The organism is Lacisediminihabitans profunda (genome assembly GCF_008040105.1).
GTDB lineage: Bacteria > Actinomycetota > Actinomycetes > Actinomycetales > Microbacteriaceae > Lacisediminihabitans > Lacisediminihabitans profunda.
Map to the genome: position 1 here is coordinate 325,018 of NZ_VRMG01000009.1, position 14,417 is coordinate 339,434.

The window sequence follows — 14,417 nt, forward strand, 5'->3', positions numbered from 1 at the left end:
ACCAGTGGCCAAGAAACTTTGCGTAGAGTGCAAACTTACACCTGCGGCAAGCATTTTCGCAAGTTGCCGCGGGGCTAAAATCGGCAGCATGTCCTCGCGCAGCAGAAGCCCCGCCTTCGTCTGCGTGGTGGTCGTCGCTACCGCGCTCGGGCTGGTGGGATGCGCGCCGGAGACGGCCCCGACCCGCTCGTCGAGCGCGACCCCAGCGGCCCCTCAGGCGCCCACCGCATCCCCCTCACCCACCGGTTTCGACAAGACCGCCCTGCCGATCGACGATCCTGCGAGCATCTGGGTGGTGGTGAACAAGCTCCGCGCGCTCCAGCCGTCCAGCTACGTGCCGGCCGACCTGATCGCCACGCCGGTGCCGCACCTCAACCCTCCCCACCTTCGTTCGGAGGCCGCGAGCGCGATGGCGGCCATGTTCGCCGCCGCGAAGGCGGAAGGGGCGGGGGGAATGCAGCTCCAGAGTGCGAGCCGCTCGTACGGCGTGCAGGTGAACGTCTACAACGGTTACGTCTCACGCTCGGGCGAAGACGGTGCGGATGCGCAGAGCGCCAGGCCCGGACACAGCGAGCACCAGACCGGCCTCGCGGCAGACATCAGTGCCCTTCCGTTGACCTGCGCGCTCGCCGCCTGCTTCGGGCAGACCCCCCAGGGGCGGTGGCTCGCCGCCAACGCATACCGGTTCGGCTTCCTGCTGAGATACCCGGCGGACAAGACCGCGATCACCGGCTACATGTACGAGCCCTGGCACTTCCGCTACATCGGGTTGCCGCTGGCCACCGAGATGCACGCCACCGGAGTCACGACCCTGGAGGAGTTCTTCGGCCTGCCGCCGGCGCCCGACTACTCGTCCTGAGCGGTCGGCTCACCACTCTCCCGCCGCGACGGCTCCCGCGGCCGCCAGGGATCAGGAGCCGAGGGCGGCATCCACGATGGTCTTCGCCTCGGCCTGCACGCGCTTGAGGTGCTCCGCCCCGAGGAACGACTCGGCGTAGATCTTGTACACGTCCTCGGTGCCGCTCGGGCGGGCCGCGAACCAGGCGTGCTCGGTGACCACCTTCACGCCACCGACGGCGGCGCCGTTGCCAGGCGCCTCGCTGAGCTTGGCGACGATCGGCTCGCCGGCGAGGCTGTCGGCCGTGATCGCAGAGCCGTTCAGCTTGCCGAGCGCGGCCTTCTGCGCCTTCGTGGCCACGGCATCCACCCGCTCGTAGACCGGGGAGCCGTACTTCTCGGTGAGTTCGGTGTAGAGCTCGCTCGGCGACTTGCCGGTCACGGCGATGATTTCGCTGGCGAGCAGGGCGAGCAGGATGCCGTCCTTGTCGGTGGTCCAGACGGTGCCGTCCTTGCGCAGGAAGCTCGCCCCCGCCGACTCCTCGCCGCCGAACGCGACCGAGCCGTCCACGAGCCCGGGCACGAACCACTTGAAGCCCACCGGCACCTCCCAGAGGCGGCGGCCGAGCGAGCTGGCCACCCGGTCGATCATGGTGCTCGAGACAAGGGTCTTGCCCACCGCGGCATCCGGCTTCCAGCCTGGGCGGTGACCGTACAGATACTGCACGGCCACGGCGAGGTAGTGATTGGGGTTCATCAGGCCGCCGTCGGGGGTGACGATGCCGTGCCTGTCGGCGTCCGCATCGTTGCCGGTGACCACGTCGAAGTCGTCCTTGTGCTTCAGCACGCTCGCCATGACGGATGACGAAGAAGGGTCCATGCGGATCTTGCCGTCCCAGTCCAGGGTCATGAATCCCCACTGCGGGTCGACGGTCGGGTTGACGACGGTGAGGTCGAGACCATAGCGCTCGGCGATGGCGCTCCAGTAGTGCACGCTCGCGCCACCGAGCGGGTCGGCACCGATGCGCACCCCGGCCTTCTTGATCGCCTCGATGTCGATGATGTTCTCGAGGTCGTCCACGTACTTGCCGCGGTAGTCGTAGGTGCCCACCCCGGTCGGCTCCGAGCGCTTGACGTCGTGGCTGCCCTCGGCGATGATCTCGTTCGCGCGGTTGGCTATCCAGTTGGTGGCGTCGCTGTCGGCCGGTCCGCCGTGCGGAGGGTTGTACTTGAAGCCGCCGTCGCGGGGCGGGTTGTGGCTCGGGGTGACGACGATCCCGTCGGCCTGGTCGTCGTGGCCGGCCGCGTTGTAGGCGATTATCGCGTGGCTGAGCGCCGGGGTGGGCACGAAGTCGTCGAACTCGTCAACGAGGGCGTTCACGCCATTGGCGGATAACACCTCGAGCGCCGTGGTCTCGGCCGGCCGGCTGAGCGCGTGGGTGTCCCGGCCGATGAAGAGGGGTCCCGTGATGCCCTGGGACGCCCGGTACTCCACGATCGCCTGGGTGATGGCGGCGATGTGCGTCTCGTTGAACGCGGCGTCGAAGCTCGACCCTCGGTGGCCGGACGTGCCGAAAACCACGCGCTGTTCCGGTACCGTCACGTCCGGTATCAGCTCGTAGTAGGCGTGCACCAACGCCTTGATGTCGATGAGATCGGATTCCTGGGCGGGCTGTCCTGCGCGAGCGTTCATGCCGCAAGTCTCGCATCCGGCGGTGTCGGGCCACCAGCCACGGATTGCTCGCGCGGGCAATTCGTCGTCGGCTACGCCGTGCCGCGAGCCAGCCGTTGTCCTCGGGCCGTCATTGTCCTCGGCCGCCCTCGGGCAGCCTCCATCGGCCAGCCTCCGTCGGCCAGCCTCCTTCGGCCAGCCACCGTCGGCCAGCCTCCGTTGCCGTCCCTCGTTGCCCCCCCCCGCCGCGTGCATAACTCCTGCAGGATGCGTCCGGCTCAGGCTCCGGCGCAGGAAACCCGGCATCGTTCATGCCCCTGGCCCGAGATTTGCCGGAGTTATGCACGCGGACGGGAGGGGGGCGTCGGCGATCAGGGTGGAGCGGCGTATGCGCGCGCCGCCTCCCGAGCGCCGCCTCCTGCGCCCGGTCGTGGGCCGCCGGTCACGGGCCCGGGTCCCGCGCCGCCCGCAGTGCATAACTCCTGCAGGATGCGTCCGGCTCCGGCTCCGGCGCGGGAATCTCGGCATCGTTCCTGCCCGTGGCCGAAATTTGCCGGAGTTATGCACGCGGACGGGACGGGACGGGACGGGACAGGACGGGACAGGACGGGATGGGAAGGGACGGGACCGGACGGGATGGCAAGAGAAGGGGTGACGGCGATCAGGGCGGAGCGGCGGATGCGGGCCGGGTACCTCCCGCGGGCCGTCTCCTGCGTGCCGTCGGTCGCGTGCCGCCGCCCGCAGTGCATAACTCCTGCAGGATGCGTCCGGCTCCGGCTCCGGCGCGGGAATCTCGGCATCGTTCCTGCCCGTGGCCGAAATTTGCCGGAGTTATGCACGCGGAGCCCAGTCCGGGCGCGCGGAATGTGGCCGAGGGCAGCGGGATACTCGGGGGCGGCGGGGCAGCCGAGGACGGCGGCGGCAGCCGAAGGCGGCGGGGTACTCGAGAACAGCGGGCAGCCGAAGGCGGCGGGGTACTCGAGAACAGCGGGCAGCCGAAGGCGGCGGGGTACTCGAGAACAGCGGGCAGCCGAGGACGCCGGGGCAGCCGAGGAGAGCGGGGCAGCCGAGAAAGGCCGGGCAGCCGAAGGCGGCGGGGCACTCAAGGACACCGGGGCAACAAGGACGCCGGTGGGCCGGTCGAGGCCGCCCAGCCAATAGGCTCGGGGCATGCCCGAAACACCGCAGCCGGAGACCTACAGCTACCTCGGGCCAGCCGGCACCTTCACCGAGGTCGCCCTGTCCCAGGTGGCCGCCGCCGCCGGCAAGCCGTGGCGCTCGGTGAACAACGTGGGTGAGGCACTCGACGACGTGGTCTCCGGCCGCAGCGCCGCCGCCATGATCGCGATCGAGAACTCGGTCGAGGGCGGTGTCTCGGCCACTCAGGACGCCCTCGCGAGCATCCCGCACCTGCGCATCATCGGGGAGTACCTCGTGCCGGTGAACTTCGTGCTCGTGGCGCGACGGGGCACGACCCTCGCCGACGTGCGGGTGATCAACGCGCATCCGGTGGCCTACGCCCAGTGCCACGTCTGGCTCGACGCCAATCTCCCGAGCCACGGCCACATCCCGGCCACCTCCAACGTGGCCGCCGCCGCCTCGCTCTTCGATTCGGACCACGCGGATGCCGCGATCGCCCCGCCCGGGATCACGGCGCACCACGACCTCGACGTGCTGGCGGAGAACATCGGCGACAACCCGAACGCCGTCACCCGGTTCATCCTGGTCAGCCGGACGACCACGACCCCGGCGGCGACCGGGGCGGACAAGACGAGCATCATCGCCGAGCTGCCGGATGACCGGGCCGGGTCGCTTCTCGAGATGCTCGAGCAGTTCGCCACCCGCGGGGTGAACATGAGCCTGCTGGAATCCCGACCCATCGGCGACGCCCTCGGACGCTACCGCTTCGTGATCGACCTGGACGGACACATCGACGAGGAACGCGTCGCGGATGCGCTGATGGGCCTCCGTCGATTCAGCCCGAATGTGACGTTCCTGGGTTCCTACCCCCGCGCCGACGGAATACGAGTAAAATTCGACCAACGATACGGCGACGCCGTGTTCACCGAAGCGCGAGACTGGCTCGACCGTCTGAAGTCCGGGCTGGAATAGCCGGAATCGTCGGTCGCCGAGGGGGCAGCATGACCGACGACCGAGTGCAGCGGATAGATCCGCGTTACAACCCGGAGTTCCAGCGCGGCTACGAGCCGGGCGCTGGGCCATCGAGGGCTCGGGTCGAGTCGCCGCCGGCGTCCCCCGGGCCGGTTCCGGATGTCGCTCCCGAGGAGCACGCGGACGCGAACGGCGTCGAACCCGTGCGACGCGGCTTCAACCCGTACTTCGCGGCCCTCTGGGTGCTGGCCGTGGTGTGCGTGGCCGGCGGCGTGCTGGTCTCGATCTGGTCGACGATCGCGAACTTCGAGGGCATGGTCCAGGGTCCGGTCGACCGGGTCGTCCGGACCATGCAGGTGGTCGCCTACTTCGCGGGGCCGGCGACCGTGACGGTGGGGCTCCTGACCATCGCCGGCCTCATCTTCGTGGCGGCCGTGCGCGGCTCCGGGCGCTCGCGATGAATTGGGCCGAGCGGGCGCTGATCGCCTTCGCCGGACTGCTCCTGACCGCGGTCGTCGCCGGCGCGGCGTATGCCGACCTCATCCGCCAAGAGACCTTCACCGAGGGACACATCCCGGTCTCGCTAATCCTCAGCCAGCTCATCTCTCAGCTCGCCCCGTCGTTGACCCTGGCCGGGATGGGGATCCTCGTCGGGCTGCTGTTCGCGCGCGGACTGCGCTGGCCCACCCGGGTCGATGCGGACGACGCCGACGCCGGCGCGCGCCCGGAGTAGAGGAGCGAGGGCCCGGCCCGGCCCGTTCGCCTGCCGCGCGTGTACCCGCCCGTCGCTGCTGGCCTAGGAGTGGTCGCCCTCGGTGGGCACCTTCACGGCGAGGGCACCGGCATCCGCCCAGGTGTGCAGCGACTTGGCGAGGCCGAACTCGTCCCCGTCGAGCTGTACCTCCTGCGGCGTCTCCACCGTCAGGCGAAGGTCCTTGCCGCGAAAGTAGAGGACATCCTTCACGTCGGCGGTGAGGTCGATGATCGAGCGGCCGAGCGCGCTCTTGCGCAGGACGCCGTTCTCCCAGGCGACCTTGTTCCAGACCTTGAGCCAGCCGAACGGGCCGCTCGGGCGCAGAACGGCGATGTCGAGGATTCCGTCATCGGGCTTGGCGTCCGGCATGAGCAGGATGCCGCCGGGCAGCATTCCGCAATTGCCCACCATGATCGTGTGCACGCTCGCGGTTCTGTCGCCGGCCCCGTCGAGGCTGTAGCGCAGGCGCACCGGCTTCAGTTCGGGCAGGGCGCGCACGCCGGCATCCACGTAGGCCAGCCAGCCGACGGCCTTCTTGAGCTTGGAACTGGTCTTGGCGATCATCTTCGCGTCGAGCCCGAGGCCGGCCATCACCAGGAACACGTGCCGTTCCTCGGCGTCGTCTTCGCGCACGATCTCGGCGATGCCGAGGTCGATCGTGCGCTCGCCGCTCCCGAAGGCCACCCGGATCGACTCCTCGACGTTGTTGAGCGTGAGGGAGAGGTTGCGGGCCAGCAGGTTGCCGGTGCCGGAGGGCACCAGAGCGATCGGCACGCCGCTGTCGCGCAGCGCCTCGGCCACCGCCCGAACCGTGCCGTCGCCGCCGGCGGCGAGAACGACGGCCGCGCCCCCGTCGAGTGCCTGCTTCGTCATGCCCTGGCCGGCATCCTCCTCGGAGGTCGCGAGCCAGACTGTCGACTCCCAACCGGCCTCGGTCTCGGCGGCCTCGACGATGGCCTCGAGCTTCGGCAGATCGACCTTGATCGGGTTGTAGACGACGGCGGCATGCCGGCTGCTGGGGGAGGAGGTCTCGGGCACGTGACCTACGGTACGGCATTGCTCAATAGACTGGACGGGTGATCGACCCCCAGCTGCTTCGTGACAATCCCGAGGCAATACGGGACTCCCAACGAGCGCGAGGGGCCGCGGCAGAGCTCGTGGATGTCGCGCTCGCCGCCGACATCAACCGCCGCAGCGCGATTTCGGAGTCCGAATCCCTGCGTGCCACCCAGAAGATCCTCGGCAAACTCGTGGCCCAGGCGTCCGGCAACGAGAAGGCCACCCTGCTCTCCGAGGCACAGGAACTCGCCATGCGGGTGAAGGCGCTCGCCCAGCAGGCGGCGGATGCCGAGGTCGAGTTCACGCGCGCGGCGCGGGGCATCGCCAACCCCATCATCCACGGCGTGCCGGCCGGCGGCGAAGAGAATTTCGTCACCTTGCGCGAGGTGGGGCAGAAGCCGACGTTCGAGTTCGAGCCGCGTGACCATCTCGAACTCGGCGAACTGCTCAGGGCCATCGACATGACCCGCGGCGCCAAGGTGTCCGGCAGCCGCTTCTACTTTCTGCGCGGCATCGGCGCACGGCTCGAGATCGCGCTGATGAACCTCGCGCTCGACACGGCGCTCGGCCACGGCTTCGAGCCGCTCATCACACCGACCCTTGTGCGCCCGGAGATCATGGACGGCACCGGTTTCCTCGGCGAGCACTCCGACGAGATCTACTACCTCCCCGCCGACGACCTCTACCTCACCGGCACAAGCGAGGTCGCGCTCGCCGGCTTCCACTCCGACGAGATCCTCGACCTGACCGGCGGCCCGGTGCGGTACGCCGGGTGGTCGACCTGTTATCGGCGCGAGGCGGGCTCGGGCGGGAAGGACACCCGCGGCATCCTGCGCGTGCACCAGTTCAACAAGCTCGAGATGTTCAGCTACGTGCTGCCGGAGCAGGCGGAGGCCGAGCATGAGCGGCTCGTGGCGCTGCAGGAGTCGATGCTGCAGGCTTGCGAGCTCAGCTACCGCGTGATCGACGTCGCGGCCGGCGACCTCGGCTCGAGCGCCGCACGCAAGTTCGACATCGAGGCCTGGGTGCCCACCCAGGGCACCTACCGCGAGCTCACCAGCACGAGCAACTGCACCACCTACCAGGCCAGACGACTCGACACCCGCTATCGCACGGAGTCGGGCAAGACCGCCCCGGTCGCGACGCTCAACGGCACCCTCGCCACCACCCGCTGGCTCGTCGCGATTCTCGAGACCCACCAGCAGGCGGACGGTTCGGTGCGCGTGCCGGCGCCGCTCCGTCCGTACCTCGGCGGCCTCGAAGTGATGGAACCCGCCCTGTGACCGACCGCTGGCTCATCGCCCTGGACATCGACGGCACGATCCTGCGCGAGGACGGCACGGTCTCCGACGAGGTGATCGCGCAGGTGCAGCGCGTGCGTGACCTCGGGCACGAGGTCATGCTCGCGACCGGGCGATCCGTGTCGATGACGCTCCCCGTGCTCGACCGGTTCGACATCTCTCCGCACTACATAGTCTGCTCGAACGGCGCGATCACTTTGGAGCGAGATGCCGACGCGCCCACCGGGTACTCGCGCATCGCGGTCGACTCCTTCGACCCCTCCGAGGTGCTCACCACGATTCGGGAGAGCCTCGCGGATGCCAGCTACGCAGTCGAGGACGAGAACGGCTTCTACCGCTACACCGGATTCTTCCCCGATTCCACGCTCGGCGCGAGCAGCCAGAAGGTGGCCTTCGAGGAGCTGCTCGAGCACGAGGCGACGCGGGTGGTCGTGATCTCGCCCGAGCACGCGATCGAGGACTTCCTCTCGATCGTGGAGCGGATGGGGCTGCACAAGGTGACCTACAACGTCGGCTGGACGGCCTGGCTCGACATCGCCCCGGATGGCGTGAACAAGGCGACGGCGCTCGAGCGTGTTCGGGAGTGGCACGGCATCCCGCGTTCGCGCGTGATGGCGGTCGGTGACGGACGCAACGACATCGACATGCTCGAGTGGGCATCCCTCGAGGGCAGGGGCGTCGCGATGGGGCAGGCGCCGCACGAGGTTCTCGCTGTGGCAAGCGAGGTCACGGCCTCCGACCTGGATGACGGCGTCGCCATCCTCTTCGCCGACTTCTGACCCTCATCCCGGCCGCGATCCGGTCTCTGACCGACAAGTTCGGTAGGATCGGGCGTGTTCCACCTGGAGGGCTGTCCGAGCGGCCGATGGAGCCAGTCTTGAAAACTGGTGGGCAGAAATGTCTCTAGGGTTCGAATCCCTAGCCCTCCGCATAAAAAATGCTGGTCAGCGCTCTCTTTATCGGGCATCGGTCGAAACTTGCCCATATTTGCCCACATGAGCGGGCGGTGCCGTCGAGGAACGCGACCGTTTCGGCGACGTGGTGGGGCCGGCCGAGCCGCTCTCGAGCGGGATTGCCTCGGAGAGGCTTGCGATGGTGGTCTCGACCTTGCCGTCGAGAACCAGGGGTCGAAGATCACGGTGATGCGTTAGTCACCGCACGGCAATAGCGACTAGTTGAGGCGGCCGAGTGTGATCCAGACAAGGGCCACGATGACGAGGACCTGGATTGTGGCGATGACAGCGAGCACGACCCGTTCTCCCACGGTGAAGGGCACGTGTTTCTTGTCGTTCCCCGTCATCGTCACGCGGTCCTGTCTCCCTGATTTGCTGCCCGATCGCTCCGACACTGATCTGGGCGTCGGAGCGGTCCCGGCCTCTTCAGTGCTGGACGGTGAGTAGGTCGGCGAGGTCCATGCGGGTGAGGAACTCACGTCGGATCCGGTCGGCGACGTCGGAGACCTCTCCGGAGCCGTCGTTCGCAGGGTCGACGTGCACTCGGAACGGACGCCGCCCTGCAGGCAGCGCGACGATTCGGGCGATCTCCTCGGACACCATCGACGCGTCCGCTCCTTCCGGTGCAAGGGCGGCGAGCTTTCCGGCAACCTGCTCCATGAGGCCTGCATACCTCGCCTCGTACTCTGCTTCCACCGCAGTGTCTGCGGGGCGACCCGAGTGGGCGAAGTGGTTCGTGCCGGAGGTGAACGATCCGGGGACGACGATGGAGGTTTCGACGCCCCACCGGGCTAGTTCTGCGGCGTAGCTGACGGCAAGAGAGTCCATGCCGGCCTTCGCTGCGAAGTACGGGGAGAGGAAGGGCGGGGTGCCTCCCTTCACTGAGGTGCTGGACACCCAGAGCACCAGGCCCACTCCGCGGTGGCGCATTCCCGGGAGTACGGCACGGTTGACACGCTGAGTGGAGAGCACGTTGACGTTGTAGAGCTCGGCGAGTTGGTCCGGCGTGAATGCCTCAGTCGGACCGGTGACCATGTGCCCGGCGTTGTGGATGAGGACGTCGACACGGCCGTTCTCGGTTTCGATGTGCTTGATCGCGGTGTCGACGGACTCCTGCGAGTTCACATCCATCTCAATCGCGTGCAGTTCGACACTGTGCTCGGTTGCGTAGTCCGCTGCGGCCTGGACCTGGGGCGCGTTGCGGCTCTCTGTATCACGCATGCCGGCGTAGACGGTATTGCCGGTGTCGGCGAGGGCGCGGGCTGTGAGGGCGCCGAAACCGCTGGAGGCGCCGGTGATGACGATGACATAACTCATGGTTGTTCTCCTTCGAAGAGGGCGGGTGGGGACGAAGTCGCCGCCTAAGCGAGTCCGCCGTTGGTGAAGATGACCTGGCCGTTGACCCAGCGGGCGGGGCCGGCGAGGAACGCGACCGTCTCGGCGATGTCGTCGGGCTGGCCGAGCCGCTCGAGCGGGACCGCTTTGGAGAGGGTCGCGATGGTGGCCTCATCCTTGCCGTCGAGGAACAGGGCCGTCGCGGTGGGCCCGGGGGCAACGGCGTTGACGGTGATGTCCTTGCCACGCAGCTCGCGGGCGAGAATCAGGGTGATGCTCTCGACCGCTGCCTTGCTCGCCACGTATGCGCCATAGGTGGGGAACTGGGTGCGAGTGACGGAGGTGGAGAAGTTGATGATCGCCCCACCGTTACGCACCCGACGGGCGGCCTGCTGGGAGACCACGAAAGTGCCGCGGACGTTCGTGCGGTGCATCCGGTCGAGGTCGTCGAGGTTCAGCGTCGAGATCGGCGAGAGGATCATGATGCCCGCCGTGTTCACGACGATGTCGATCCCGCCGAACTCCGCCTCCACGGCGTCGAACGCTGCCGACATGGCCTGCTCGTCGGCGACGTCACCGCCGACGGCGATCGCACGACCGCCGTTCCCGATGACCGCGGCGACGGTCTCCGCGGCCTTCGCCTTGTTGCCGGCGTAGTGCACTCCTACGGCAATCCCGTCAGCTGCGAGGCGTTCGACAACGGCGCGGCCGATGCCGCCGGAGCCGCCGGTGACGAGAGCGACCCGTTGGGTCTGGGCGGTGGGATCGGTATCGATTGTGGTGCTCATGAGTGATTCTCTTTCCTGTGTGTTCTGTGTGCCCGCCCGTCGGGCGCGCCGGATAACGCCCCGCAGAGTGGGTGGCGAGCCTTGGTGGTGTGGCGTGTTTTAGTCGGAAGGCGGCTGAGACTGGATGCGTTCCAGCCATTCATCCAGTAGTCCGGCCTCGCGCTCGGAGAACAGAGCACCGGGCATCGCCGAAAGCACGGTGCGCAAGGTGATCGCCGCAATGCGGCCCGATTCGCCAGCATCAGACGCTGGCGCGGTGTCGGACACCAGCGTGCTGTGGACGATGTCGCGCATCATCGTTGACAACGACATATCGGGATAGAGAGCAGGGCGGAGAATCAGGGCGAGAGCGACCCCAGTGTTTGCCGCCATCACCACGCGTGCCGCGAGCTCCGGTGCGACGCGCAACCTCCCCTGCGCCGCCAGCCGTTCGAGCACCACACGCAGCAACCGCATCGCCTCGTCCGCGGACTCCGCTTTGTCGACTGCACCGGACCCGAACAGTAGCCGGTAGGCGTTCGGGTTGGCGATCGCGAACGCCGTGTGGCTGTCCCAGCCCGACCGCAAATCCTCCAAGGGATCGGCGGACTGCCGCGCGGAGCGCTTCATGCCCAGATATTCATCCCAGACATGATCCACCGTGGCCGCGAGCAGACCATCCTTGTCACCGAACAGGCGATAGATGACCGGCTGCTGCACTCCGGCCGCTTCGCACACCGATCGCGTCGAGATGTCCCCACTCGGCGACTGCGCCAACAATTCGGCCGTTGCGAGGATTAGCGTGGATCTGGTGCTCATGTGAGCAACGATAACACCTGATTGTTATCGTTGCAACCAAACAATGGAAAGCGTCGATAACAGCTTTCAGCGCAAATGCCTCGAGTCGTGGTTGGACCGATGACGGAACGGGGGACCCGCCATTCGGCCTGCTCCGGTTGGTCGGTTCTCGACCGAGTGGACAAGCGATCGAAATCAGCGACTGATTCTGGGGCCGTGGCCATTGCGCCATCGTGTGGTGGGCGCGGCTGTCACGGGAAGATCAACACGGGCTTGACGGCGTCCCCGGACAGTGAATCCGCGAGCGCCCGATTGATCTCCCCGAATGGATAGCGGGTGATCAGCTTGTCCACAGGGAGTGCGCCAGACGACATGAGTGCGGCCATCTGTGGGATGAGGAGTTGTGGATGCGCATCGCCCTCGAGAACCATTGACACTCGCCGCCCAGCGCCAAGCGATTGACTTAGATCAAGCGACACTTCTTGTCCGGGGATTGGTGCGCCCACTAACGCCCCATGCCCACGCACGGTCAGCGAATCAAGCATCGCTCGGAAGACCTCAGGTTTGCCGACCGCATCGATCGCAAAATCGACGCCCCGCCCCTGGGTGATCTCGCGGATCAACTCGACGGCATTCGCACCGCTACCGTCTACTGCATGCGAAGCGCCGAGGGCCAGCGACTTCGCCAATCGAGATTTCAGCACGTCGATGAGAATCATCGCGGAGCATCCGCTGAGGCGGGCTGCGAGCAACGCCGACAATCCGACGCCGCCGGCCCCGAAGATTGCAATCGTGGATCCTGGCTTGGGGCGCAGGACGTTGAAGACCGTGCCTACCCCAGTCATGACGCCGCAGCCCAGGGGAGCGAGTACGTCGAGTGCCAGGTCCTTCGGCACTTTCACCGCGAGGTGCTCTGAAACGTTGGTGTGCGTAGCGAACGACGATTGCCCAAAGAAGGAGCCGGCGATGGCTCCGTGGCCGTCGGAGAGAGGGCTCGAGCCGTCGGGTCGGAGTGCGCCGAAGTTGTACTGAGCGGTATGGATACAGTTACCGGGGAAGCCGGCCAGGCACGTTTCGCAGTGCTGGCAGTAGTTGAATCCGAGCACTACGTGGTCGCCCACTTGGAGCGTCGAGGATGAGTGCCCGACAGCCTCCACAATTCCCGCGCCTTCGTGGCCAAGAACGGCCGGAAGGGGGACTGGGTAGATCTGGTCCCGTGCGATGACGTCTGCATGGCAAATTCCCGTGGCAACAAGTCGAACTCGTACCTGGCCAGCGCGTGGTTCCTCGAGGAACAGTGATTCCAGCTCCAGCGGTGCTCCACTGTGTCGAGCTACGGCCGCGACTATCTCTGGCATCGTGCTACTTCAATATGGGCACAGCGAGTGATACTCCGTGCAGATAGAGGGTGCGCTGTTCGGTGAATGTGCGAATGGAGTCGATCCCGCCGAGCCGACCGAATCCTGACATGCCAACGCCACCGAAGGGAACGTGCGGTTCGTCTCCCACCGAGGGGCCGTTGACGTGCACGGCGCCCGCTCTTATCCGATTGGCGACGTTCCACGCGTGGCCGGCATCTCCCGACAGTACGCTGGCGATGAGCCCGAACTCCGTATCATTTGCCTGGCGTATCGCGTCATTCTCATCTATCGCACGCTGCACCGAGACGATTGGCGAGAACGCCTCCTCGTAGAACAACTGCGCCGTCTTGCTCAGGCCGGCGAGCATCACTGGCGTGGCGTAGAGGCCGTCGGTGTCTCCCGATCCGGTGAGCCTCACAGCGCCGGTTGACTCCGCGTCGCGAACAAGGTGCCTGAACTGGCTGGCGGCCCGCTCGTTGATGAGCGGTCCGAGGTCGGTGATCGTCTTGCGCGGATCGCCTACCACCAGACCGTTGGACCTGGCGACCAGTCGATGCACCAGTTCGTCGTAGATGCGCCCGGATGCGATGATTCGGTCGGTTGCCATGCAAACCTGACCGGAATTCGCGAAGCTGCTGAAGACCAGCTGATCGGCGGCGACGTCCAAGTCGGCGTCGTCGAGGACGATGGTCGGATTCTTGCCACCGAGTTCCATCACAGTCGGAGTGAGATGGTTTCCCGCCACTTCCGCGAGTTGTCTGCCAACGAGAGTCGAGCCGATGAAGACAACTCGCCGCACGTGGGGATGGGCAATGGCCGCCCGAATTACCTCCCGACCCTCGCCGGGAGCCGATGTCAGTACGTTGATCACTCCAGAGGGGATTCCCGCGTGCATTAGGGCATCCGCGAGCAGATGACCAGCCGCATTCGGGGATTCTTCACTCGGACGAAGCACCACCGTGTTACCCACCGCAAGTGCGATCGCGACGGATCGTGCGGCAAGCACGAGGGGCGCGTTCCACGGCACGATCGCAAGAACCACACCGGCAGGAACCCGGACGCTCAGATTGCTGGACGCCGGGTCGTGCGACGGAAGCAACTCGCCGGTCGACGTGCTGGTCAGCCCGGCGGCTTCGCGCAGCGTCGCGCAGGCTTCGGCCGTGTTCATCCCCGCCCAGCGGGCCGTCGACCCTGTCTCCGATGCCATTTCATCGGTGATCTCCCCCACGCGTGACTCCAGATAGTCGGCGGCGGTGAGAAGCACCCGGCGTCTTTCGGTGAAAGGCGTGCCACTCCACCTGTCGAAGGCGTCGCTGGCCGCGCGAATTGCATTCTCGACATCGACAAGAGAGGCTGCGGCGACGTCGGCGATGACATCGCCCGTCACAGGTGACAATTTCTGGAAGGTTCGGCCATTCGACGCATCGACGTATTGGCCGTCGACAAGTAGCTTCAGCGAGGCTGTCAT

General features: G+C 66.9%; 14 protein-coding genes and 1 tRNA gene. 7 read left to right on the forward strand and 8 right to left on the reverse strand.

The window, feature by feature from the left end:
* Positions 1-88 precede the first annotated feature (88 nt).
* Positions 89-859: a D-alanyl-D-alanine carboxypeptidase family protein gene (locus tag FVP33_RS14895; RefSeq protein ID WP_147784466.1), complete on the forward strand. Its 771-nt coding sequence runs from the start codon at positions 89-91 to the stop codon at positions 857-859.
* A 51-nt stretch (positions 860-910) separates the two neighbouring features.
* Here FVP33_RS14895 and pgm read toward each other — a convergent pair whose 3' ends face one another.
* Positions 911-2,530, reverse strand: coding sequence for a phosphoglucomutase (alpha-D-glucose-1,6-bisphosphate-dependent) (gene pgm / locus FVP33_RS14900; protein WP_147784467.1), 1,620 nt, complete (start codon positions 2,528-2,530; stop codon positions 911-913).
* Between the two features lie 1,149 nt (positions 2,531-3,679).
* Between pgm and pheA the strand changes: the two genes are divergently transcribed.
* From pheA to FVP33_RS14915, 3 genes are read left to right on the forward strand one after another with little or no spacing between them, the layout of a single operon-like run.
* Positions 3,680-4,621 (forward strand): prephenate dehydratase, encoded by a 942-nt coding sequence (gene pheA, locus FVP33_RS14905; protein WP_147784468.1) that lies wholly within the window; start codon positions 3,680-3,682, stop codon positions 4,619-4,621.
* A 29-nt stretch (positions 4,622-4,650) separates the two neighbouring features.
* On the forward strand, positions 4,651-5,082 hold the full coding sequence (locus tag FVP33_RS14910; protein WP_147784469.1) for a hypothetical protein: 432 nt from the start codon (positions 4,651-4,653) through the stop codon (positions 5,080-5,082).
* Positions 5,079-5,354: a hypothetical protein gene (locus tag FVP33_RS14915; RefSeq protein ID WP_147784470.1), complete on the forward strand. Its 276-nt coding sequence runs from the start codon at positions 5,079-5,081 to the stop codon at positions 5,352-5,354. Before FVP33_RS14910 ends, FVP33_RS14915 begins: the two co-directional genes overlap by 4 nt.
* A gap of 63 nt (positions 5,355-5,417) precedes the next feature.
* Here the strand turns inward: FVP33_RS14915 and FVP33_RS14920 are convergent, their stop codons facing one another.
* The gene (locus tag FVP33_RS14920) at positions 5,418-6,413 is read right to left on the reverse strand and encodes a diacylglycerol/lipid kinase family protein (RefSeq protein ID WP_147784471.1); all 996 of its coding nucleotides are present in this window, start codon (positions 6,411-6,413) and stop codon (positions 5,418-5,420) included.
* 38 nt (positions 6,414-6,451) lie between these two features.
* On the opposite strand from FVP33_RS14920, the gene serS reads away from it, so the two are divergent.
* The 3 genes from serS (at position 6,452) to FVP33_RS14935 (ending at position 8,664) form a co-directional block, all read left to right on the forward strand.
* Positions 6,452-7,717, forward strand: a complete 1,266-nt coding sequence (serS, locus tag FVP33_RS14925) for a serine--tRNA ligase (protein WP_147784472.1) — start codon at positions 6,452-6,454, stop codon at positions 7,715-7,717.
* Entirely contained in the window at positions 7,714-8,514 is an 801-nt protein-coding gene (locus tag FVP33_RS14930; RefSeq protein WP_147784473.1) for an HAD family hydrolase, read from the forward strand. The genes serS and FVP33_RS14930 overlap by 4 nt, the downstream gene beginning before the upstream one ends.
* Before the next feature lie 65 nt (positions 8,515-8,579).
* A tRNA-Ser gene (locus FVP33_RS14935) sits at positions 8,580-8,664 on the forward strand.
* Between the two features lie 242 nt (positions 8,665-8,906).
* On the opposite strand, the gene FVP33_RS20105 is transcribed toward FVP33_RS14935, so the two are convergent.
* The 6 genes from FVP33_RS20105 to FVP33_RS14960 form a co-directional block, all read right to left on the reverse strand.
* The gene (locus tag FVP33_RS20105; RefSeq protein WP_281289401.1) at positions 8,907-9,041 is read right to left on the reverse strand and encodes a hypothetical protein; all 135 of its coding nucleotides are present in this window, start codon (positions 9,039-9,041) and stop codon (positions 8,907-8,909) included.
* 73 nt (positions 9,042-9,114) lie between these two features.
* Complete coding sequence (locus tag FVP33_RS14940; protein ID WP_147784474.1) at positions 9,115-10,005, reverse strand: SDR family oxidoreductase; 891 nt, start codon at positions 10,003-10,005, stop codon at positions 9,115-9,117.
* Positions 10,006-10,049: 44 nt separating this feature from the next.
* The gene (locus FVP33_RS14945; RefSeq protein ID WP_147784475.1) at positions 10,050-10,811 is read right to left on the reverse strand and encodes an SDR family oxidoreductase; all 762 of its coding nucleotides are present in this window, start codon (positions 10,809-10,811) and stop codon (positions 10,050-10,052) included.
* A 99-nt stretch (positions 10,812-10,910) separates the two neighbouring features.
* Positions 10,911-11,609, reverse strand: a complete 699-nt coding sequence (locus FVP33_RS14950; protein WP_147784476.1) for a TetR/AcrR family transcriptional regulator — start codon at positions 11,607-11,609, stop codon at positions 10,911-10,913.
* Positions 11,610-11,839: 230 nt separating this feature from the next.
* Positions 11,840-12,946, reverse strand: a complete 1,107-nt coding sequence (locus FVP33_RS14955) for an NAD(P)-dependent alcohol dehydrogenase (protein ID WP_147784477.1) — start codon at positions 12,944-12,946, stop codon at positions 11,840-11,842.
* 4 nt (positions 12,947-12,950) lie between these two features.
* Positions 12,951-14,417, reverse strand: a complete 1,467-nt coding sequence (locus FVP33_RS14960) for an aldehyde dehydrogenase family protein (protein ID WP_147784478.1) — start codon at positions 14,415-14,417, stop codon at positions 12,951-12,953.

What these genes read in the sequence shown, in the direction of transcription:
- pheA (WP_147784468.1), top strand. Translation starts at nt 3,680, where the DNA reads ATGCCCGAAACACCGCAGCCGGAGACCTACAGCTACCTCGGGCCAGCC.
- FVP33_RS14910 (WP_147784469.1), top strand. Translation starts at nt 4,651, where the DNA reads ATGACCGACGACCGAGTGCAGCGGATAGATCCGCGTTACAACCCGGAG.
- FVP33_RS14895 (WP_147784466.1), top strand. Translation starts at nt 89, where the DNA reads ATGTCCTCGCGCAGCAGAAGCCCCGCCTTCGTCTGCGTGGTGGTCGTC.
- FVP33_RS14915 (WP_147784470.1), top strand. Translation starts at nt 5,079, where the DNA reads ATGAATTGGGCCGAGCGGGCGCTGATCGCCTTCGCCGGACTGCTCCTG.
- FVP33_RS14950 (WP_147784476.1), bottom strand. Translation starts at nt 11,609, where the DNA reads ATGAGCACCAGATCCACGCTAATCCTCGCAACGGCCGAATTGTTGGCG.
- FVP33_RS14955 (WP_147784477.1), bottom strand. Translation starts at nt 12,946, where the DNA reads ATGCCAGAGATAGTCGCGGCCGTAGCTCGACACAGTGGAGCACCGCTG.
- pgm (WP_147784467.1), bottom strand. Translation starts at nt 2,530, where the DNA reads ATGAACGCTCGCGCAGGACAGCCCGCCCAGGAATCCGATCTCATCGAC.
- FVP33_RS14940 (WP_147784474.1), bottom strand. Translation starts at nt 10,005, where the DNA reads ATGAGTTATGTCATCGTCATCACCGGCGCCTCCAGCGGTTTCGGCGCC.
- FVP33_RS14960 (WP_147784478.1), bottom strand. Translation starts at nt 14,417, where the DNA reads ATGACAGCCTCGCTGAAGCTACTTGTCGACGGCCAATACGTCGATGCG.
- FVP33_RS14945 (WP_147784475.1), bottom strand. Translation starts at nt 10,811, where the DNA reads ATGAGCACCACAATCGATACCGATCCCACCGCCCAGACCCAACGGGTC.